Here is a 21304-nt window from a genome sequence, read left to right as displayed (position 1 = left end):
GCTCCGTTCAAAAACTTGTCGGACATTTGAAGTCGCCGACCGCAGACAGGAAGAACGGGTTCGGCTTTGTGCGTAGCGTCACCGTGAATGCAACCTGCCGTCCACCAAGCGTTTTCCTGACAACGAATTTGTTTTGTCCGGAGCTGACCCTGTTGGCTCTGACGAACCTGTAGAAAGCCCAGTCGCCATGGATCTCCTGACGCGATCTGTAGCCAGGAACCTCCGGCTGGATGACCAGAACCACGCGAGGCGTTGCCGTGTTACTTGGCCAGTCGAAACTGGCAGGAAGTGGCTCGATATCGGCATTGAAACCCGGTCCACGCGTAACCAGAACCAGATTGCCGTTGACCTCCAGGCTGGCCGCATCTGCCTGCTGGGACAGTGCACGCGGCACAACCTGCAGGCCAATGGACGGAAATGCGTTCCCGGTCGGGAAAAACGCCTGCTTAATCAGGTCAGCTCTTTCGAACTGGCGCAGTGTGGCATTCGACAGCCTGTCGGCCTGAGAGACCTCGGGCTTCCAGTTCCACGGTCGCGAAGAGGTGTCCACCAAGGCTTTCAGGTTCTGATCAAAGAACTGCTGCATGATGCCATTCGGCGAGAAAAGCTTGGCGAACTCGGTCATCGGCACTTCCGAGCGGCCGTTCGTGAACGGATAGTTTCGCGACACTGTGCGCTGACATGCCTCCACGACTTGGGACTTGAGCTTTTCATTCAGCTGCGTGATCGAAGTCTCCTTGAATTCCTCGTCGAACTCCTTGGCAGCTTGCAGAATGAGCTTGTCGAACGGCTGCGGGAAACGTGTGGCGTTACTTCGAAGAAGAGAAGCCTGAATCTGCACGTTCGAGTTTGCCGTCTCGCTCTGCAGCGGGTTGTTGGCAACGACGAGAAGATTGTCGAGAATGTTCTTGAAATTCAGCAAGAGCGCGTCGATCTTGCGACTGTTTTCACCTTCGACAAGCACATGATATGGGCGGAAATGATCTTCGATCGCCTTGCCCGGGATGATGGCAGGACCGTCATTTCCGGTGGCAGCGTCGAGGGCACTTGATACACCGCCCGGAGCCAGCGCCTTGATGCCGGCCTCCAGCCCAATGCGCTTCAGGCCACCGGCCCTGTCCAGAACGTAGTACTGGAAAACCTTCTGGGCTGCTTCCGATCCGGCGTCCTGAGCATTTCCGCCGCCAACGGCACCTGCAATGCCCTCCTGCGACAGGTCCTGGGTCAACAGCGTCTCGTTGCGGATGCTTTCAAGAAGCTGGACGACAGGCGACGTCGGTGCGGAAACGGCTTGCAACGTTGTATAAAGCGGCTTGTCGTTGCGCATGGACTTGAATTTCAGATTGCCAAGCGCTTCTTCCCAGGCCGCAATATAATCCTTCGTGTAAAGCGCAAGGATTTCGGCCGGCAGTGATTGATACTGGTCGGAAAACGCATCCGCTTCGCTGATATCGCCAAACACCCATTTATCCCGTTCCAGTTCCTCGCGGATACCCGCAAGGTTCGGCAGGACGGAAAGATGGAATCCGGGGTAGGTATAGAAACGGTCGACGATGACGGTATCGAGCGTATCGCCATTTTCCGTTTCGAACACCGTTTCCATATCCGGGCCGCCGCGCTGTTCCGCGATCCAGTCTTCACTCGTCAGACCCTTCGAGCGGGACTTCAGCAGAGCATAGCCACGTTCCGCGAGGCTGACCCGGGCCAGCTCTCTCTGGACTTCGGCGACAAGCACACCGTCGAGTTGATCGGTCAGGACGTTTCCGCCGAAATCAAGATCCAGCATCGCGGCAATATGGGAGTTGAGTTCATTGCGAAGGACTTCCCCCTGGCGTCCGGGGAAACTCTGCAGGAAGTCCGCCCTGAAGGAGTTCTTGATCTGATCCTTGTCGATCTCGGGCGCGTCACCCGCGACCATCCTGTAGAGCTTTGTCAGATTGTAGAGCGTATCGATATCCTGGCCGCCGGGACCCGTGCGGTTGTCGAGGACATCCGTCATCTGTTCTTCAATGCGCAACAGAAGACGGGGCCTGAGCAGTCGCTCCAGCCCGCTGCGATAGGACGTGATGCCCGCCGCCTCAAGGCGTTCCCGCTGACTCAATCCGAACTTTTCCAGAAAGGGTGTCGGATTGTCCTGGCTGTCGTAGCCGGCAGGCAGGCTGCGCAGCAAAGACAGGAGATAGGCGGAATCGCGCAAGCTGTCGTCGCGAACAACGCGTTGCTCAAGAACGCCTTCGCCTTCAGCCCGGACCGCAGCCACGGCTTTTGCCGTCTCGTCAATCAGGGCCTGGTTGTTCAGATAGCTCATCGTCCAGAGGCTTCCGAGACCGAGCGTCACAAGCACAATAGCGGTGTAGGCCGCGATCCGCGCTGCCGTGGCCATACGGACGGCCTGCCGGTTGTGCGTCACCCAACCAGCTTCGCCGATGATCACCTTGCTGAGCAGGTCTTTCAGGAAATAGCTTTTTCCCTGCCCGGATAAAGCTGCTGCCTGGTAGGAGGTTCCGAAGGCCTGACTCATGGAGCCGATGACACGGTCAATCGCCGTACCGGTCTGCGTGCCGGAGGTGAAATAAAACCCGCGCAGGACGGCATTCGGATAGTACCGACTTGGCTCGAATATGGCGTTCAGGAAGCCTGTAATCCTGTCTTTCAGCGCTGCAATTTGTGTCGGGAACCCGTAGAGCATCAAGCGCGCGCGCGGGTCGGGTTCTTCCTGAAGTCTGTCGGCGAGTTCCTCGTTAAGGCGTTCGATCAAGAGGTCAAACTCGGCCGGAGTTTCCCCGACCATGTTCTTGTTCTTCTCGCGGGTCTGGAATGTCGCCCCCCAAACCAGATTGCGCCGGCTTTCCGGATAAGAGCCGAAGAACTCCATGAAACCCGCAACCGTGTCCGCCTTGGTGAATATGACATAGACGGGAAAGTCGATCTTAAGAGTCTTGTAGAGTTCAATCAGGCGCGCCCTGATCGCATCTGTGTGTTCTTTCAGCTTCTCGTCGGAGAGCGTCATCAGGTCTTCCAGACTGATGGAGACCATGACACCGTTGACCGGCTGGCGCGGCCTTGCCTTGCGCAAGATGTTCAGGAAACCAATCCACGCCTCGCGATCGTGTTCCTCGTCCGAATCCTGCGTGGTGTAGCGACCGGCGGTATCGATCAGCACTGCATTTTCAGCAAACCACCAGTCACAGTATCGCGTGCCGCCGAGTCCCTTGATCTTCTGTTCTTCGCCCTTCCCGCGCTTGTTGGCAAATTTCAGTCCCGAATGGACAAGTGCAGTGGTTTTACCGGCGCCAGGAGGCCCGATCATCAGATACCAAGGCAGATCGTAAAGATACGTCCGCGTGTTTCCGCTCGCCGTCTTAAGAGTCTTCAACGCATCCTTCATGCGCTCCGAAAGGATCTGCAGATCCTCTTCACTCGCCTTGGGCTGAATGATTTCCTGCTCAAGAGCGCGATTGGCAGCGATGCGTTTGTAAATCCGGTAGACCGTCCAGCCACCAATCGTCAGCAGGATCAGAGCCGCCAGAAGAAGCCGGACCCATAGCGGCTCAAAAGGACGCACGCCTGCTATGGCAAGAAATGGTCCGCCGAACCAGATCAGGGCGATCAGCGCAATGATGCCGATCAGTATTGCCGTTATTCCGAGCCAGAATTTCATCGATAATGCCTTGTTTCTATCTTTGCCCCGGAGTTGACGTTCAATTCTCGATCACCAGTCCCTTTGAGGGAGGCTTTAAAAACACCTCCACCCGGCGATTGAGCGCTTTGCCCTGACTGCTGGTGTTGGGAGCGATCGGCTCTTCCGCACCGCGCCCTTCCACCTGGACCCTGTCGGACTTTTTCAAAATGGCCTGCATTACGTCGGCAACCGACTTCGCCCGTTCAACGGACAGATGCCAGTTGGTCGGAAAACGCGGATTGTTGCGGATCGGGTCGCTATCAGTATGACCAACAACAAGAATTTCCCCGTCCACCTCATTGAGCGTTTGACTGACCTGTTCAACAAGCAGCTGGAACTCGGGCCGCAGTGTCGCTGCTGCGACGTCGAACTGAGCGCGCATCCGAAGCATGATTGCCGGACCGGCCTGCTCGATCTCAAGACCGTCAATTCCCGCCAGTTGCGCCGACAAAGTGTCAATCGGCGCATTGGCCGGCGGTTCGAGCGCGGGCGGCGGTTTCGGCTGATAGCCCTCGCGCGCGAGTTCGACGGGGCCAGTCGGGTAAAGCGCACTTGCGCGGCTCGCGATGACCTCACTGCCGCTGGCAAGAAGCAGCATCAAGGTCACGTACCCGCCAAGCAGAAGCGCGCCTGCAACGGCTGCAACCGACCAGATCGGAACTGAAAAACCGGTCCGTCTCTGCAAAAGCTCCAGGCCGCGCCAGTGGGGGGACAAGTCATCACCCGGTCGTGGTCTGACACGACGCAGGATCTCATGGAGATCCCTGCGCTCCCGCTCAAGCCCCTGTTGTCCGCCCTGGATTGCGCGATACTTTCCGTAAAACCCGAGCGAGAGGCAGGAGTGCATAACCTCAAGGACGCCATAGTTGCGTCCCGGGTCCTGCTTTGCCTTTTCCAGAACCTGGAAAAATTCCACACCGCCGGTCGCCTGTCCAAAGAACTGGGTCAGCATCGAATACTGCGTCCATTGATGCCGCCCTGCCGAGGGAAGGTTCTGAACGATATCGTCTGAGGTCGCACAGAGCGCGTAGGCCGCCGACTGAATCTGGTCGTCGGTGATGCCGGCACTTCGCAGGTCTTTTTCGAAGGATTTGATTGCGTTGTAAACATCGCGCATCAACGCATCGAACTGTGCGTCGGTCATCGTCAGATGCAGTCGGCCAAGCAGAAGCAGCAGCGGCGCTGCGGCGCGCGAAATCGGATTCCGGTTTGCGACACGGATCTGATTGATATCGGGCGTTTGCGCCAACTGACCAGTCGTCTGGGCTCCGGGCGCAGCACCATGAGGCTGCGGTTGAGGTGGTGGCGGAGGCGCTGATGGCTGTTCAGGTGGTGGCGTCCTGATGTCCGGCGCTTTTTGCTGTCCATATTCGTATCCGGCCGGTGTCGGCGCATAAGGATCGGGGCCTGTGCCGCGCCCACCCTGCCAGGGGTCAGGTGCCCGCCCTGGTTGCTGGGGAGCCTGCGGTGTCGGCTGTGCGGACGGCGCCTGTGGCGGCGCGGATGGCTGCTGAGGCGCTTGTGGCGCTCCTGGCTGAGACGTTTCGCTCCACCGTCCTCCCGGATTTGGCCGGACGATCGTTTTACCCTTGCGTTTGGAAACGCCGAAGGGATCGTCGCTGTCCGACATTATCGTCCCTCCCGAATGGCATAAAATTCAAGCTGCAGATCGGGCCAGTTACCGGAGAACTGCAACCCGATCGCTGAATCCTGACTGAACTCGCGCCAGAGAGGTGTCGTCTTGTCGAGCCGGAAATAAACCCGATCCGTCAGCGCGCGGATCTGCGCGGGTGGAACAGGCATGTGGATCAACGGGATACCCGGCAGATTTGAATAGACGATCTGGCGCATCTGCCCGAACGGGCCAACCTTGAAGAGGCGCGGGAATTCGTTCTGAATCTCCGTCAGTGGACGACGTGCTGCAACTTCGATAACGAAACTTGCCTGGGAGAACAGGTTCCGGTCGACAATTGTCGACTTGAACGCGTTCGGCGCGAGTTGCTCCAAAGGAAGACGGATCGCCCTGCGGTCATAGCCTGCGGACAGGAAGGCCTGGATGTCGGACAAGACCGGTTTGAATATGTCATGCAAACGGTCATGATCGTAAACGGGGTAGTTCCGCGCCCGGCGTTCTTCGGTCGCAAATGTTGCGAGTTCTCCGGCCAACTGCAGAAATTCAGAATAGACGCGTTCGGGATGGACATAGGCTGATTTGCGCAAATGCATGAGTTGCGGATGAAGCCTGTTGAGCATCTGCAGTGTCAGATAGTCGAAGTTCTGCAAACCGCCGCCGGCTGATGTATCGGCAGCATAACGGGCCAATTCGCTCAGTTTCCTTTCAACCCAGCCAATGACAGAATCGATCCACCCGGTTACGACCGGATGCACATGGCACGCCAGGACAGGCGGGGCGAATGTGCTGTCGGTGATGACAATGCGGTCCTTGATTTCGGTGATACGTGCAACAGGCAGACAGACATGCCCGGGATGCGGGGTCGAGCGGATCGAATAGACCAATCGAGGATGGGCGACATCGATTTCTTCTTCCTGCCGGATCGCAGACGTGGAATCGATGATGGTCTCCCTGCCCTGAACATATCGTGTCGCGGCATCCTCGCGGCCATCTGCGACTTCGACCGCGTTTACGGTCGTTTCAGGAATGCCGAGCCAGACGATCTGTCCGGCGGAGTCTTCAGGAACGTCGATTGCCGGCGGCGGGGTGCCATCTGCCGGAAAGTTGAACACCGTGCCGTCAGGGAAAATACCGCGCCCGTATCTCAGGGCAAAGCGGCACTGCTGACCGACATCCTGATCGATCTCGATTTCCGAGAAACCCCAGGGATAGGGAGAGGCAAGTCTGACGCGCTCATCGAGCAGATGCTCCGCATAGCGGTCGCTCTGCTGCAGATGATGCGGCCTTAGAAACAGGCCTTCGGTCCATGCAACTTTGCTATACCACGACATTAAGGCACTGCTCCCTTATGCTTGAGGGCGCTTGCGCGCTCTTGTTCCTGCTAAATTTAAAATATGCATGCACGGATTTTCACTCCGGCTCGTCATTTGAAAATTCTTCATAGCTTTCCGTAAAGTATTGCGTGAAAACACCAACCAGACCATCGTCGTAAGCTCCGGAAAGCGAAGTCCAGCGTTCCTGCATCCGCTCCCAAAGTTTTGCCTTCTGGTTGCCGAAGGTACTCTTGGCGACCTGGCCCTCTTCCTCAATCGCTTTGGGCGACAGCGTTTCGTCAAAACGGGCCGCGGCCTTCTGCATGGCCGCGTAGGTCCACACATGATGCTTTTGAATGTCCTTGAACGCTGCGGTCATGGCTTTCGGCAAAGGCAGATAACCGGTCTCCTCGACATTTTGCGCAAGCATTGTCTGAAGCGCCGTTTGGGGCGTGGGCGAGAACTTGAGCGCATTGTTGCCGCTCCGGCTGATCAGCGTGCGATTTGCATTCCTGGTCATCGCCTTCACTTTGCTGCGCGCCTGCAAAAGTCCCATCAGGTCGCTTGTGATGCCTTGAAGGATTGAGCCCATTTCCCGCGCGAACTCTTCCGGATCCCGGTCCGCAAGCACAGATGCTGGAATACCAGCGCCTTCCGAAAACGCTTTCAGGAAATCGGTTCCGTTGTTCCCCGCTGCAGTCTCTTGTTTAGGCGTGCTTTCAACTGCTTGTGGTTTCGATGCTTCGCTGACTGCCTGAGGCGGTTGAACAGGAGCTTCCACTGCTGCTTGCGCTGGTTCCGCCGGAGATGTTTCAATTTTAGGCTCGACGTCTGCCGGCACGGACTCTCTTGCCGGGGCTTCCGGGAACGGCGAGGCTGCTGCTCCTGCATCAGTTTGTGCAACCGGTGCGCTGGATGTGTTCACCGCCTGCAATGCTCCCTCGTCCGTGCCAGCCGCTTCCTCTGCGGCCATATCCGGCATCTTGAACAGGGGCTCTGCCGCCTGATTTGAGGCCGCCTCCTGGTGACCACCCGGGAACGCTTGAGGTTGCGGGGGCGCAGGCTGTGGGGCTTGCGGGTACGCGATCTGCTGATCTTGCGGCTGAAGGTTGGGCTGCGGCGCAAGATGATCCAGAGGGTCGGCCTGAGCTGGTCTCGCTGCTTCAGCCTGCGGCGTGTTCGACTGCGGATCGTAAAGTGCCGGATCGGCGCTCCCCCAACCGTGCCCCTGCTGGCTCCAGACATCATCTGCAGGCGTCCCGATCCCGGGGGCCTGCGATGGTGGTGCATGCCGCCCTTCCATGCCTGTTGACGGCGTATTCCAGGGATTGTTTGCCTCTTCAACCGGATAGGCAGGCTGACCCGGTGTCGATGCCCCCGGCCACTGCGGCTCTTGGACCGGCGGCGCGGAAGGTTGCGGGCTTTGCCAGGGCGCGGGCTGCGCTTGCGGTTCGCCGGGAGATGCCCCGGAGAAACCGGCGCCCATGGCCTGCTCGGCGTCCAGCGTAACCTTGACGATGTAATCACCAATCATGATCCGATCACCGGATCGAAGCGCATGCGCCTTGTCCATACGGTTGGGGCTGCCGTTCAAAAACGTCCCATTTGTCGAAACGTCGTAGAGAACGAAGTTGCCACCTTCAAAGCGCACTTCGCAGTGTTTTCCCGAAACAACACGCTCCGGATCCGGCAAGCTCCAGTCAAGGTGCTCATGCCGGCCGATGTCGAACCCGCGGTCGGCACAGGAGTAAGACACCTGGCCACCCGTTTCGAGCCGATCCACATTTTCAATCTGGAGCGTAATGCGCATTCCCGAGAGGTCCCACTTACTTTCAGGTTACAGCCTGTTTTGTCACGCTCACGACCGGCATCACACCACCTTCGGCAAATGACAAACCAGATCTTATGCATAGTTTCGGCGCTTCGCCCCTTCCAGCGCGATCCTGGTTTGCAATAGCCAATTGCACCGCCGCGTTAACCCCCTTCGCCGTTAATGCCGGAGGTACGTCAACGCGAAAGTCCGGATTTGGAGACAACGATCCGCCAGACCAGGCGACGGCACGCCCGATCCAAACTGACGGGCTGTTGTTGTTGAAGTCTTCCGTCTCCGGCAGCACCGCAAGACGCGCCTCTTCGTCTCCTTCGCGTACCCAATTGGCGCAAAGATCCAGAACTTTCCGATCGTGTTCGCTCTTATTGGTGTCAAGTCCTTCGACGCATTTCAACCCCCACCAGACGGCCTCCGGCTTCGGTAATATGTAAGCGAAAAAGGTTATCGCCGTATGCGGATCGTCGCCCTCCAAAAGTGCCAACGTGTGGTCTTGCGGCGAGACATCGCCTTCTGCCGGTTGCACATCTTCGTGCAACTCGGCAAAGGCCTCGAACACCTGCGCCGCCTTTGTAAAACGGATCCGTGATCCCATTCAATTCACTCCATTTACAGACAGGCCGAATTCCAGCGAACCAGGTCAGTTGATCAGAACGACACCGCCTTGAACCATATGGTTCGCGGTTCCGTTGACCTGCGTCATGGTACCCTGAACTTGCATGGTCGTATCCGCTTTTACCTGTACCATCAGCGACTTAATCTGAATCATCGTGGGCGTCATGGTGATCGTGCTGTTACCGCATTTGAATTTTATCATCATTCCGGCTTCGACCGTCCACATCATTCCGATATCTTCGGTCACATTCACTCCGACTTCTTCTTCTCGATTCATGTCGACCTTGGTCGTGCGATTGTTCTTAACGTGCAGGTGATCGTTGTTCTCAATGACGGTTTCCATGTCCTTTTGACCATGAATACCAATCTTCTCCTGGCCTTTGGTATCATCGAGGACAAACTCGTTGTAGCCACCGCCACCGACTGTCGAATCGGTCTTGATGCCTGACTTGTTCTTTTCGCCGGGCAGCGGATATGGAGGCATGTTCTCGGCATTATACACTGTTCCGATAACGATCGGCTGGTCGGGGTCGCCTTCCAGGAATTGAATGATCACTTCCTGTCCGACACGCGGGATATACACACCACCCCAGTTCTTGCCGGAAACAACCTGTGCAACCCGGACGCGGCGCGATTGCGTCTTGTCACGGTCCCAGTGAAACTCGACCATGATCTGACCGTACTCGTCGACATCGATTTCGCCCTGGCCAACGACCTTCGCTGTCTGCGGTCCCGGTATACTTGGTTTAGGCGTGTTCGCGGGTGTTCGGAACGGAATATCCGCTGACAGAACTTCGTAAGTGCCGGTATACGCTTCGCCCTGCGACGCGGATTCGCCGGACCGGTAACTTTCCGTAATGATCTGATGACTCGCGCGAACGATCAGGTATTCCTTGTTTTGCGGACCATGCGGGTGCTCTTTCAGTGTGAAGAGACCGCCGGCATAAAACCGCGGCACTTCACCGGCTGTTTCAACACGGTTGTCGCCCGCCTGTTCAGCTTCAAGGCGAATGTTGCTGTATTTCGTGCCCTTGTCTTTCTCGGTGTAGCGTCCGGGGTAGTCGTATTTTTCAAGCGATCCGGCGCGGTAAGGTGATCCGGCATCCTTCTCCGCTTCGAGCGAGGCACTCGGTTTTTCGAAATCATAATCGTTGACCGCAAATTTGCCGGTTCTGAAGGTTCGCCCGCCAACCCAATCGTAGAGATGCTCCTCATCACGCTGGCTATCGCCGGCAAGTGGAATGAAGGGGATGTTCGGGTCACCTTCGATCTGACTGTAGGAGGATTTGGCGTCTGCCAGAATCATCATGTGTTTGCCGTCCTGATGCTCGAAGCAGTAGGATATGCCAAACTCCTCCATCAGCCGGCAGCAGAAATCGTAGTCCGACTCCCTGTACTGTACACAGTAATGGATTGGATCGTAGCTTTCGGTCAGCTTGTTTTGAAAATCGGCAAAATCATGCTCTCCGAGGACTTCAGCAATAATGTCGGGTGCTGATTTCTCCTTGAACATTCTGCAGTTTGAATTCTTGGTCAGCAGCCAGTACCAGGGGCGCAGCATCAGCTTGTACCGGTAGTAGCCGTCCTTGTGGCCGAGCCACTTGGCATCCGTCAGCAAACCGTCAAAATACCGGATGTCGCCGTTGTTGGTTTTGACTTTCACCGTCATGTGAGTCGCGAGCGCCTGGTTGAAATCCAGGTCTTCCTGCTGACTGACCACTTCCAGGCGAATCTCGAATTCCTCGCTCAATCCTTCGTCGCAATCAATGGTGACCAAAGAGAGCACATCATCGCCGAAGACTGATGTGAGTTCAGCCATGCGATCGGTTTGTCTGAGTTGTCCTGTGGCCACGGAGGTCTCCTTGAAAATACTTAAATTGCATTCGGCTGCTGGCGCAGGCGTCTGCTTCTTATTTAAGCCGTTTGCGACAAAATTGATGTGCTCGGGAACACAGTTGTTGCAAAAATTTAAACACCGAATCCGATTTTTACCAAGAGTTGTTTGGCAACTTACCCAACTGTCAAGAAATGCCTTAAAAACTCACATTAGATTCTTAACTAACTCACGAATATCTCACACCCTGGTCCTCTTGCTTATTCGTCACAAATTGACATACTGAATTCAAACCGCAGTTTAGTGACTTTCGCCACATTATTTTTTTCTGGTTTATGGCACATGTATTTCAATATCCATTGCGACACTGCTCGCCCAAACTCCAAAGGGAGGATTGAAATCGTGACCCATCGCCACTTCGTCTCCGGCACATCAACTCAGCGCGCCGAGAAGACTTTTTCGAAATTGAAATTTCTGACAATGAGCACCGCGCTGGCGCTCGCAGTTTCGATGAGCGCACTAGCGCCCGGGTCCGCGGTTGCGCAGGACGCGACTTTTTCAGCCGATGAAGTCAGCAAACACTTCAAGCAGCTGAAAACCCGTTCTCTGAAACCGACCGGCGCGACGCGTGCGCTCTGCATCGGAACGCGGGATGAGTGTAATCCCAACGGTGCAAAGCAGGAAGGCGGCCAGGTTGCCGTTACAGCCGAAAGCGATGCCACCGGCGACGAGGCGCAAACGGCCGAAACCCTTGTGGTGGATCCGGATACCAAGGCGATCGACGCAGGCTTCAATCTGCTCGTATCGTTCGAAAATGCCTCTGCACGCCTCAGCCCGGCTGCCCGCGCAAACCTGAAGGAATTCGCAAAAGGCATAGCCGATCCTGAACTTGCAAACGCAGTGTTCGTTATCGAAGGCCATACCGACGGCATCGGTTCGCTCAACTACAATCAGCGTCTCTCAGAAGACCGGGCACAGGCCGTATCCGAATATCTTGTTTCGCTCGGCGTAGAACGCAAACGACTGAAAACAGTCGCTTATGGCGAAACCCGCCCAAAGGTTGCCGATGTCAACGATCCGGCGAACAGGCGCGTCGAGAGCAAGCTGGTCTTGGAATAACACAACAATCCGGGCGACGCTTCTGCCGGAACCAACTCCGGCAGAAGCATTGAATTGGGGCAGGAAATCAAATGAACTTCGATCCGGACACATATGGCAGCGAAGTGTCCCCCGGTGCTGGATGCGGTCCTGATCTTTATGACACGGAACCCGCCTTTGCGGCACTGATGGATTCGTGTGAGGAAATGCTCCCAGAGCGTTTCAGCGACTTCGATAAATCGGAGATCGAATTCACGGATATTTTCAAGCAGATGGAGGGTTTTCTCAAGCAATCGAGAGATGTCCGCCTGCTGACGATGCTGGCCCAGTTCGCACTTTTGAATGGTCAGCTGCATCTGTTTGCGAATGTGATCAGGATCATCCGCAAGCTGCTGGAAAGCCATTGGGACACGGTACATCCGTCGGATGCGGATTTCGGGTTCATGGAGCGCATTGGCGCTCTCGAAGCGTTCAACAACAGACCGACGGTCAGGTTGCCACTCGAGGCGGCGCCTCTCCTCAAAACACGGCGCAGCGGCCCAATCAGCTATCGCGCGATCAAAATTGCCAATGGCGATGTGACGCCGCAACCGAACGAACACATCATTTCCCTCGGCGCGATCGAAGCGGCCCTGACATCGGGTGAGCTGGAACAGGATGCCATAGACGATGTCCTGCGCGACCTGAGCGAACTGCCCGCTGAATTGCAGGCAATCGCCGACGTATGCACCGAAAAACTGAAAGAGGCCGAAGCCAAGGCGACACCGCCTAACTACGAGAATCTGACGACGCTCCTGCAGGAAATGAACGCGGAGCTGAATGTCCGCCTGGGGCGCATGTCGCCGGAAGACGCGGAAGGTGCGGCAGATGATGAATCAGCCCAAACTTCTGAGGCGGGCACATCATCGACCGCAAACCTTGAAATCAAAAACGCCGCACAGGCCAAACTGATTCTTGACGCGGTAGAAGATTACTATTCGTTGCGCGAACCTTCGCACCCCTCCCTCTTCTTGGTGCGCGAAGCAAGAGGATTGGTCGGTAAGTCCTATCTGGACGCCCTCAAAATCCTGATGCCAAGAAGATTCGAAGAAGTTGCACTCATTCTGGGTGCCAGCGGACTTCAATTGTCGAACGACCGCCTGCTTGAGCTGAACGAAGGCGAAGAACGGGATCTCGGCGATATCGAAGAATTCTCAGTGATGGTCATCGAAAATCGCAACGATGCCATAAAAGGTATTTCTGCCGTGAAGGGGTACTACTCCGCAAACGAACCGACGAGCCCGATTCCCATGTTGCTGGAAGAGGCACAAAATATGAGTACAGGGTCGTTTACCGGACTGCTCAATCTCTTTTTGCGGCCCGAGGAAGAAGAGTAAGGCTGAATTTGTCATGACCCGTCGAAACGTCTTTGGTTCCCTAGAGTTCACATACTTCTCCTTGACTCACAGCCGCAACAGGTCCTCAATATTTGGGGGAAAATTTCAAAGCGACATACGTGTGACTGCCGTCACTACAAAAATCCGTCAATCGCTGTAAATACAAACTCATAGAACAAAACGCGGTACAAACAAATTCGAAACATTTGCACGTACCGCGAGAGTATTTGACTAAATTTGATCTAATTTTTCTCGGATCAAAAATATGAAAGGCAAGTACAATGGCATCAAGTAGCGGTCAAAGCTTCATTAAGCGCAACAGACCACCGCGGGTCCATATTTTTTATGAGGATCCCTTTGACGCGGAACAGAAGGTCGAGTTGCCCTTCGTGATGGGGGTCATGGCTGATCTGTCCGGTGACAATCCGGGCGCTGAAAAATCCGACATCGATGAACGCAAATTCCTCGACATCGACATGGACAACTTCTCGAAGCGCATGGAAGCCATCGAGCCAGGAACGTCCTTCACTGTGCAGGACAAACTGTCCGGCGAAGACGACTCCAAAATGAGCGTGCAACTTCGTTTCAAGAATATGGACGACTTCACACCTGGCAAAGTCGCCGAGCAGGTTCCGGCGCTAAAAAAGCTGCTCGATGCTCGCAACAGTCTTGCAGCCCTGCGCACGATGATGGACGGGCGCGTTCAGGCGATCAGCCAGCTGGAGGAGCTGACCCGCGATCCTGCGCTCATGCAGGCACTGGCACAGAAGATGGAGGCCGAAAGCGCTTCATCCAAAGGTGACGACGCTGCGGAAGGCGACAAAGAGGAGGCATAAATGAGCAACACCGATACGAGCGCTCAAAAAAGTGGGGCCGCAGCCGGCGAAGCTACGAGTGAACAAAGCCCGGAGGAATTCTCTTCCATTTTGAAGCAGAATTTCCGGATCAAAAGCGAAAACGAAACGGCCAACGAACTTGTCGATAATGCCATGTCGACGTTCCTGTCCGAAGCTTTGGGCGACCAGGCACTGATCAAGGATGATGTCTATGACACCATCGACGAGATGATCGCCAAGCTTGACGAAAAGCTGACGTCGCAGGTGAACGAAATCATTCACGCGCCGCAGTTCCAGAAACTCGAAAGCGCCTGGCGTGGCATCGACTACCTGGTTCACAATTCGGAGACAGATGCTTCGCTCAAGCTGCAGTTCCTGAATATCTCCAAAAAGGAGCTCGCGGGCGTCTTCAAGAGCTATCGTGGTGCCAAGTGGGATCAGAGCCCGTTGTTCAAGCAGATCTACGAAGCTGAATTCGGTCAGCTTGGCGGTCAGCCCTACGGCTGTCTCGTTGGCGACTACGAGTTCGGCTACGATCCGCAGGACATCACGGTGCTCCGCGGCATGGCGAAAATCGCCTCAGCTGCCCACGCACCGTTCCTCGCTGCAGCCGACCCTCAGCTTATGCAGATGGAAAGCTGGACGGAATTGCCGAGCAAACGTGACCTGTCAAAGGTTTTCGACACGGAAATTCATGCGCAATGGCGTACGTTGCGCGAGTCGGAAGACTCCCGCTATCTCGGTTTGTCGCTGCCACGTGTACTGGCGCGTCAGCCTTACGGGGCAAAATCCGATCCGGTCGAGGAGTTCGCCTTTGAGGAAGAGTTCGGGGACGAAAGCCACGACAACTACGCCTGGATGAACTCGGCCTATGCCATGGCCACGAACATCAACAAGGCCTACAAGGAGTTTGGCTGGACGGTCCGGATCCGCGGTGTTGAAAGCGGTGGCCTGGTTGAAGATCTGCCGACCCATGTCTTCGAAACAGACGATGGTGGTGTGGACCAGAAATGCCCGGCTGAAATCGCGATCTCAGACCGCCGCGAACATGAGATTTCGCGCCTCGGCCTGATCCCGTTGATCCACCGCAAGAACACCGACCAGGCTGCTTTCCTTGGCGCTCAGTCGGTCTTCAAACCGCGCCAGTTCTCCGGACCCGACGGCAAGGACGCCACAGCATCTGACAATTTGTCCGCACGGCTTCCTTACATGTTCGCGACCACACGTTTCGCCCATTACCTGAAAGTTATGGTGCGCAACAAGATCGGCTCAACCAAGGAGTCTGCTCAGCTGCAGCGTTGGTTGAACGACTGGATCATGGATTACGTCGATGGCGATCCGGACAACTCCACTGAGGAGACCAAGGCTCGCAAGCCACTTCGTGAAGCCAAGGTCACCATCATCGATGACGAGGAAAATCCCGGCTACTACAGAGCCCAGTTCTTCCTTCGTCCGCACTATCAGCTTGAGGGCATGGATATCGGCATGAGCCTGGCCTCAAGAATTCCGCAAGACGGAACCTGATTTCCAAACTTGTCATCCGGGCGGCGGCCCGTCCGGATGACACGCATCCCGCATGGATGCACTCCCGGTTTACCCGGGTGGAGGTGCAACGAGACGCAAACGCGCCTAGGGGTTTGGGCCAGAAGGCCCGAGGTAAATGTTAAACATTGGAAGAACGGTACCGGTCATTTGATACCGGACTGAACAAAAGAGGATTACATAAAATGGCTATTGACTCATTTATCAAGCTTGAAGGCATCAAGGGTGAAGCTCAGGACAAAACCCACAAGGACGAGATCGATGTTCTGTCCTGGTCCTGGGGAGCATCGCAGTCCGGTACGACCCACATGGGTTCGGGTTCCGGTTCGGGTAAAGCGCATTTCCAGGACCTCAGCCTGACGATCTATGTCGACAAGTCCGCACCTGCGCTTTTGAACCACCTTTCAACCGGTAAACACATCCCGAAAGGCATGTTCATTACCCGTAAGGCTGCTGGTGATACCCCGATTGAGTATCTCAAGCTCGAGATGAAAGACATCATTGTCACCAGCTACTCCACTGGCGGAAGTGGTTCTGCAGACCGTGTGACCGCAAACATGACGCTGAACTTCGGTGAATACAAAGTCATGTACACCGAACAGAAGCCGGACGGTTCCAAGGGTGCAGCACCCGAGTTCGCATTCGATATCGCTGCGAACGAAAAGAAGTAAGGCATTTGCCGAAGCGGCTGCCACCTACCCGGTGGCAGCCGTTCTTTTTCGAGGGGCACTTCTCATGATCTGGGCGTAATTGACGCGAGCGCCACCTGCCTCTCACAAGTCTTCGGAATTGGATTCGCGTGGGCGTTCCCGATGGCAAAATCGACAGTGAAAATGCATTCGCCGCTCATGTGGGCTTTCCGGGCTATGGACGATCCGGACTACAAAGCTGCACAGGAGCGCCAGAAAGAAAGTGCCAAGGGAAAGAACCTCAAGTCAGGACGCCGTCTTTCCCGCAGCTATGGCGTGACCGAACATACGCTGCTCGCTGAAGTACGGCGCGACCTCCAGGCATTGCTGAACACTGTGAACCTCAATTCCACGCAGGACCTCTCCGATTTTCCCGAGGTTGAACGATCGATCCTGAATTTCGGCCTGCCGGACCTGTCTGTCCATGTCGTGGACACGATCAGGATCGAAAGGTTGGCGGACGACATTCGAGAAGCTCTTATCCGGTTTGAACCACGCATGGACCCACGCACCCTGCAGGTGGTTCGGGACACTGAATTCGAAAGCGATACGTTCAAGGTACGCTTTCTGATCAAAGCTGAAATTCGATGCGATCCGGTACGCGTTGCAAGCGAGTTCGTCGCTGACGTCGACCCGGCCTTCGGCCGCATCAAGATTATCGGGGCGACCGCATGAACCGGGAATTTCTGGATCTTTACAATCAGGAACTCATCTATTTGCGTGAGCAAGGGGCCGCGTTCGCCGAATCCTATCCCACCGTGGCAGAACGGTTGGGTGGATTGCTGGAAGACCGCTCCGATCCGATGCTGTCGGGGTTGCTGGAGGGAACCGCGTTTCTCGCCGCCCGTGTTCAGCTTAAGATGAAACACGAGTTCTCCGAATTCACATCCAATCTCTTCGAACAACTTTATCCCTCCGCCCTTGCGCCGATCCCCTCCATGGTCCTGGCGCGCGTAACGCCCAAATACGGTGACGCAAACCTGAGAAACGGGATCAAGGTAAGCAGGCATTCCCCCATGGAAGCCGTTTTCCGGGAGCGGCAGGGCGAGGTTCGTTGCCGCTTTACACTGAGCTCTCCAATCGTGCTGACGCCTTTGGAATTGTCAGGTGCGAAGTATCTCAGTTCCGCCGCTCAGGTGTCCGGTCTCGGGGCCGCCATGGCCGAAGACCGACGTGTCCGCGCAGGTCTTGCGATCAAATTGACACACAGAATGGCCGAGGACCGGGAAAACGAGGTTTCGGACGACGAAGCGCTGAAAAAGCCGGAATACCAGGTTGCCGGGTGCCGGATAGACGAGCTGCCAATTCGGTTGGTTGGTCCGCTGGACCTGGCCGCAAAAGTCTACGAGCAGATCTTCGGACACACCATTGCCGTCTATATCAGAACTGAAGATGCTTATGGTCAGGCATCCCTTCAACGCTTTCCGGTCAACGCAGTCGAACAACTGGGTTTTGACGAGGATGACGCTCTGCTGCGCAACGACAGGCGCTTGTTCGTCGGCTTCGACTATCTGAGGGACTACTTCAATTTTCCGCGCAGCTTTCTCGGGTTCCGTCTGAGCGGTCTGCGCCGCTACCTTGATCGCGTCAACGCGAAGTCATTTGAAGTCGTCTTTGTGTTCGACGAAGCCGAGTCGCGCCTGTCCTCCCATGTCGAAGGCAAGATATTCGCTTTGCACACGGCCCCGGCCGTCAATCTATTCGAGCGTGCGACAGATCGTGTTCCCATCAAGAAGGGACAGCACGAGTTTGCCGTCATCACCGACAGGACAAGGCCTCTGGACTACGAAGTGCATTCTGTTACCGAGGTCAATGCCCATTTTTCCGGTGGCGAAAAGCGTTCCGTTGAGCCGCTTTACAGCGTGGCACCCGATACGGAAAAAGCCGGTCATGAATGGTTTTACACCATTCGCCGCCTCCCCCGCCGGCAGTCATCGAGTGAAGTGCGCAGAATGCAGCCGAGTTCCTATATAGGGACCGAAACCTTCATAACGATTTCCAGTGGCGCCCAGGCAGCCGCCCTGCTGCAGAGCGGCAACAAGCGCCTTGCCGAATTGTCGCTAAAAGTCATGGCGTCGAACCGAGCACTCGCCGCAGACCTGCCGGTTGGCGCAAATCCGGACAAGTCCGACATTGGCGATTTTCGTATCCTGGATGACATCAATCTGAAAGTGGACTGTGTCGCCGGTCCCACACATCCGCGCCCGCCGCTGATATCGTATAACGAAAGGCTGGGCGAAGAAGGACACGCGGGTGCGATTGCCTGGCGCCTTATCAATATTCTTGTACTCAACCATACAGGCCTCATACACGATGCGGCCGGTCAGGATGGTCGCTCCTTCAAGGATCTCTTAAGCCTGTTCGCGCCACTGTCCGACAATGCCGCCGATCGTCAGGCACAGTCTGTTCGCGCAGTTTCAACGCGCCCCGTGGTACGGCGGCTGCAGCAAAAATCAGGAATCGGGGTGGCACGCGGCCTGGAGATTACGATTACACTTGATGACAAGGCTTTCGAAGGCTCCAGCGCGTTCCTTCTGGGTGCGGTTCTCGACCGGTTCCTGGCCGAATATGCATCGATAAATCATTTCACCCAATGCGTAATCGCGACCACCGAACGCGGGGTGATCATGAGGTGGCCCCCACGGATCGGCGCGAAGGGGATCATATGAGCGACGGCTCCAACGATGATGGCACGACGAAAGTAAGGCCCAAAAGCGGTCCTGTTGCGGCCGACAAGACGATTGTCCAAATTGCAGGTTCGAAGTCTGCGTGGCCCGAGGCCGATGAAACACCTTCGCCAGTCGAACCAGAACCGGATGAGACGGTTGAGGCGCAAAGCACTGAATCTGAACCCGCCACAACTGACAGTTCCTTGAACACAGAAGTCGGCACAAACGGCTCTGTGTCTGACGCAGTCAAAGAGGCAGATCAGGCTTCTCCCGAGCTCTGGCCAGAGTCTGACGAACCGATCTTGTCGCCCGCGATAGAAACTGATGCGACACGATCAGATAATGAAGACCAGAGTTCCCCTGACGCGCTCACCGAAGATAATGCGATGCCTGTGGCGGGGCCGATGGAGCCCGAGCCAGAAGCCAGTTCATCTTCAGATGACACAGTTCAAGTATCTGAAGAAGCCGACGGAAATCATGCATCTTTAGAGCTTTGGCCCGAATCTGAAGAACCGACTTTATCGCCTGCGACAGAAGCGGAGGCGATACAACAAGCTGCTGAAAACCAGGATTCTTCTGAAACGTTCACCGCCGTGGATGAAGCTTCGGTGGCGCGCTCAGTGGATATCGGCTCCGACGGCACCTTGTCTTCGGCTGATGTCAGTCAGGCATCTGAAAATTCTGATGATAGCCAGCCACCGGCAGAGCTCTGGCCGGAACCTGGAGATCCGATTTCATCGGCTGCGATGGAAACGGATGCGACCCAAGCCGATGCGAATGACAAGGCTCCGGCAGACCCCGTTGCTGATGTGAATGACACTTCGGCCGAGGAGACAGAAACACCGGAATTCGAGGCCGCCTCCTTTAGCGTCGAAGCCGCTGATACGTCGAGCGACATTGAACCTCTTGCGACGAAAAGCGCTGCGGAAGATGACAGTCCGCCAGAACCTGACGAGAGCGAAAGTGCCTCGGCTGAAGCCAATGCACCGGAGGAAGTAGAGCCACCGGTCGAAAGCCGGATCGAAGTACCGGTGCAGCAACAATATGCATCGCTGCTTGCGGCGTTAAGCGAGCGAATTCAAAAGCACCCAGGTGGACACGACCTTCTCGCTGTTCTGCGCATGCTTGAAGGACAGACCGCTCCCGGCGCTGCGTCGACCGGTATGGGTCCAAAGAAGTCGGATGAACCAGCGCCACCGCGCGTTGGAAAAAGCCGTCGCCTGATGGAAGACATCGTGCGCTTTGGCCAGGATCCGTCCAGCGAATTCCCGACGTCCACGATCGAGCGTGCAACGCGCGATGCCGACAACGGCTTGATCCTTCTGGAACGCTTTCTCGGCATGCTCGGACCACAGGGAGCGTTGCCGTCGGCCTATACTGATGAAGCCATAATGCGCGGTCTTCAGGGAGAAGACAGCTTCCCGCGCTTCCTTGACCTGTTCAACAATCGCTTCGTTCAATTGTTCTTCCGGGCCTGGGCCGATGCGCGCCCGATCGTTCAGCATGATCGGCCTGATGATGACCGTTTCCTTGCCTATATCGGGTCCAGCATCGGGATCGGCAGCGAGGTCTACCAGAACCTTGATGGGATTGATGACCGGCTGAAGCTTCTATTTGCGGGCTTGACGTCGCCCAAGACCAAAAGCGCTGCGCGCCTGAAGTCCCTGATCACGGGCGTCTTCGGCGTTAATGTCGAGATCGATCAATGCGTCGGCACCTGGCTGCATCTCGAACCCGACGATCAGCTCAGCATTGGAGGACTGGGGCCGGGAGGCGCCGGACAGCTGGGTATGGACACGATTGTCGGCTCGAAGGTTTACAGCGTCAGCGAAAAAATTCGGATCCGCATCTTCACCAGTTCGCTTGAAGAGTATCGAAAATTTCTCCCGCCGACACGCGCCAAACCAAACCCGTGGACCGAAAAGCTCTTCGACCTGATCGATTTCTATCTGGGTCTGGAAATTGAATACGAAATCGAGCTTGCGCTTCCAAAACGGTGCGCTTCCGCTGTCCTGATGGACAGCAACAGCTCCGCCACGCTTGGTCACATCGGATGGCTCAAACCCATCGCAGCTGAACCTGCAGATGACGCCGATTTCGATGAAGACGAAGAGATGCTGACGGATACGCGCTTCAGACCCGTCCGCCGACATACAACCGTTTACCAATAGGTCTCAAATTTGAAAGGC

General features: G+C 56.0%; 14 protein-coding genes. 8 read left to right on the top strand and 6 right to left on the bottom strand.

All coding sequences use genetic code 11. The annotated features are described in order from the left end of the window. Nucleotides 1-7 precede the first annotated feature (7 nt). The 6 genes from tssM to ABVF61_RS23975 all read right to left on the bottom strand — a co-directional run bounded on the left by tssM (nucleotide 8) and on the right by ABVF61_RS23975 (nucleotide 10923). Complete coding sequence (gene tssM, locus ABVF61_RS24000) at nucleotides 8-3661, bottom strand: type VI secretion system membrane subunit TssM (protein WP_353996050.1); 3654 nt, start codon at nucleotides 3659-3661, stop codon at nucleotides 8-10. 40 nt (nucleotides 3662-3701) lie between these two features. Further along, on the bottom strand, nucleotides 3702-5312 hold the full coding sequence (gene icmH / locus ABVF61_RS23995; RefSeq protein ID WP_353996049.1) for a type IVB secretion system protein IcmH/DotU: 1611 nt from the start codon (nucleotides 5310-5312) through the stop codon (nucleotides 3702-3704). Beyond that, nucleotides 5312-6646 (bottom strand): type VI secretion system baseplate subunit TssK, encoded by a 1335-nt coding sequence (gene tssK / locus ABVF61_RS23990; RefSeq protein WP_353996048.1) that lies wholly within the window; start codon nucleotides 6644-6646, stop codon nucleotides 5312-5314. The genes icmH and tssK overlap by 1 nt, the downstream gene beginning before the upstream one ends. A 79-nt stretch (nucleotides 6647-6725) precedes the next feature. Further along, complete coding sequence (gene tagH, locus ABVF61_RS23985; RefSeq protein ID WP_353996047.1) at nucleotides 6726-8438, bottom strand: type VI secretion system-associated FHA domain protein TagH; 1713 nt, start codon at nucleotides 8436-8438, stop codon at nucleotides 6726-6728. Between the two features lie 22 nt (nucleotides 8439-8460). Then, the gene (locus ABVF61_RS23980) at nucleotides 8461-9051 is read right to left on the bottom strand and encodes a DUF6931 family protein (RefSeq protein ID WP_353996046.1); all 591 of its coding nucleotides are present in this window, start codon (nucleotides 9049-9051) and stop codon (nucleotides 8461-8463) included. Nucleotides 9052-9096: 45 nt separating this feature from the next. After that, on the bottom strand, nucleotides 9097-10923 hold the full coding sequence (locus ABVF61_RS23975; protein ID WP_353996045.1) for a type VI secretion system Vgr family protein: 1827 nt from the start codon (nucleotides 10921-10923) through the stop codon (nucleotides 9097-9099). Between the two features lie 384 nt (nucleotides 10924-11307). Here ABVF61_RS23975 and ABVF61_RS23970 point away from each other — a divergent pair, with 384 nt between their 5' ends. The 8 genes from ABVF61_RS23970 (at nucleotide 11308) to tssG (ending at nucleotide 21286) form a co-directional block, all read left to right on the top strand. Then, entirely contained in the window at nucleotides 11308-12024 is a 717-nt protein-coding gene (locus ABVF61_RS23970) for an OmpA family protein (RefSeq protein WP_353996044.1), read from the top strand. 71 nt (nucleotides 12025-12095) lie between these two features. Next, complete coding sequence (locus ABVF61_RS23965; protein WP_353996043.1) at nucleotides 12096-13379, top strand: type VI secretion system protein TssA; 1284 nt, start codon at nucleotides 12096-12098, stop codon at nucleotides 13377-13379. A 281-nt stretch (nucleotides 13380-13660) separates the two neighbouring features. Further along, nucleotides 13661-14215, top strand: a complete 555-nt coding sequence (tssB, locus tag ABVF61_RS23960) for a type VI secretion system contractile sheath small subunit (RefSeq protein WP_353996042.1) — start codon at nucleotides 13661-13663, stop codon at nucleotides 14213-14215. Beyond that, a complete protein-coding gene (gene tssC / locus ABVF61_RS23955; protein ID WP_353996041.1) occupies nucleotides 14216-15739 on the top strand; it encodes a type VI secretion system contractile sheath large subunit in 1524 nt (507 codons plus the stop codon). 203 nt (nucleotides 15740-15942) lie between these two features. Continuing rightward, nucleotides 15943-16428 carry an Hcp family type VI secretion system effector gene (locus tag ABVF61_RS23950; protein ID WP_353996040.1) on the top strand — a complete coding sequence of 162 codons (486 nt, stop codon included), beginning with the start codon at nucleotides 15943-15945 and terminating at the stop codon, nucleotides 16426-16428. A 141-nt stretch (nucleotides 16429-16569) separates the two neighbouring features. After that, nucleotides 16570-17121, top strand: coding sequence for a type VI secretion system baseplate subunit TssE (gene tssE, locus ABVF61_RS23945; RefSeq protein WP_353996039.1), 552 nt, complete (start codon nucleotides 16570-16572; stop codon nucleotides 17119-17121). Continuing rightward, nucleotides 17118-19115: a type VI secretion system baseplate subunit TssF gene (gene tssF / locus ABVF61_RS23940; protein WP_353996038.1), complete on the top strand. Its 1998-nt coding sequence runs from the start codon at nucleotides 17118-17120 to the stop codon at nucleotides 19113-19115. The genes tssE and tssF overlap by 4 nt, the downstream gene beginning before the upstream one ends. Then, on the top strand, nucleotides 19112-21286 hold the full coding sequence (gene tssG / locus ABVF61_RS23935; RefSeq protein ID WP_353996037.1) for a type VI secretion system baseplate subunit TssG: 2175 nt from the start codon (nucleotides 19112-19114) through the stop codon (nucleotides 21284-21286). The genes tssF and tssG overlap by 4 nt, the downstream gene beginning before the upstream one ends. Nucleotides 21287-21304: the final 18 nt, after the last annotated feature.

Source organism: Roseibium sp. HPY-6, assembly GCF_040530035.1.
GTDB lineage: Bacteria > Pseudomonadota > Alphaproteobacteria > Rhizobiales > Stappiaceae > Roseibium.
Note: the sequence above shows the minus strand (reverse complement) of the source record. Positions and strands in the feature narration are given on the sequence as shown.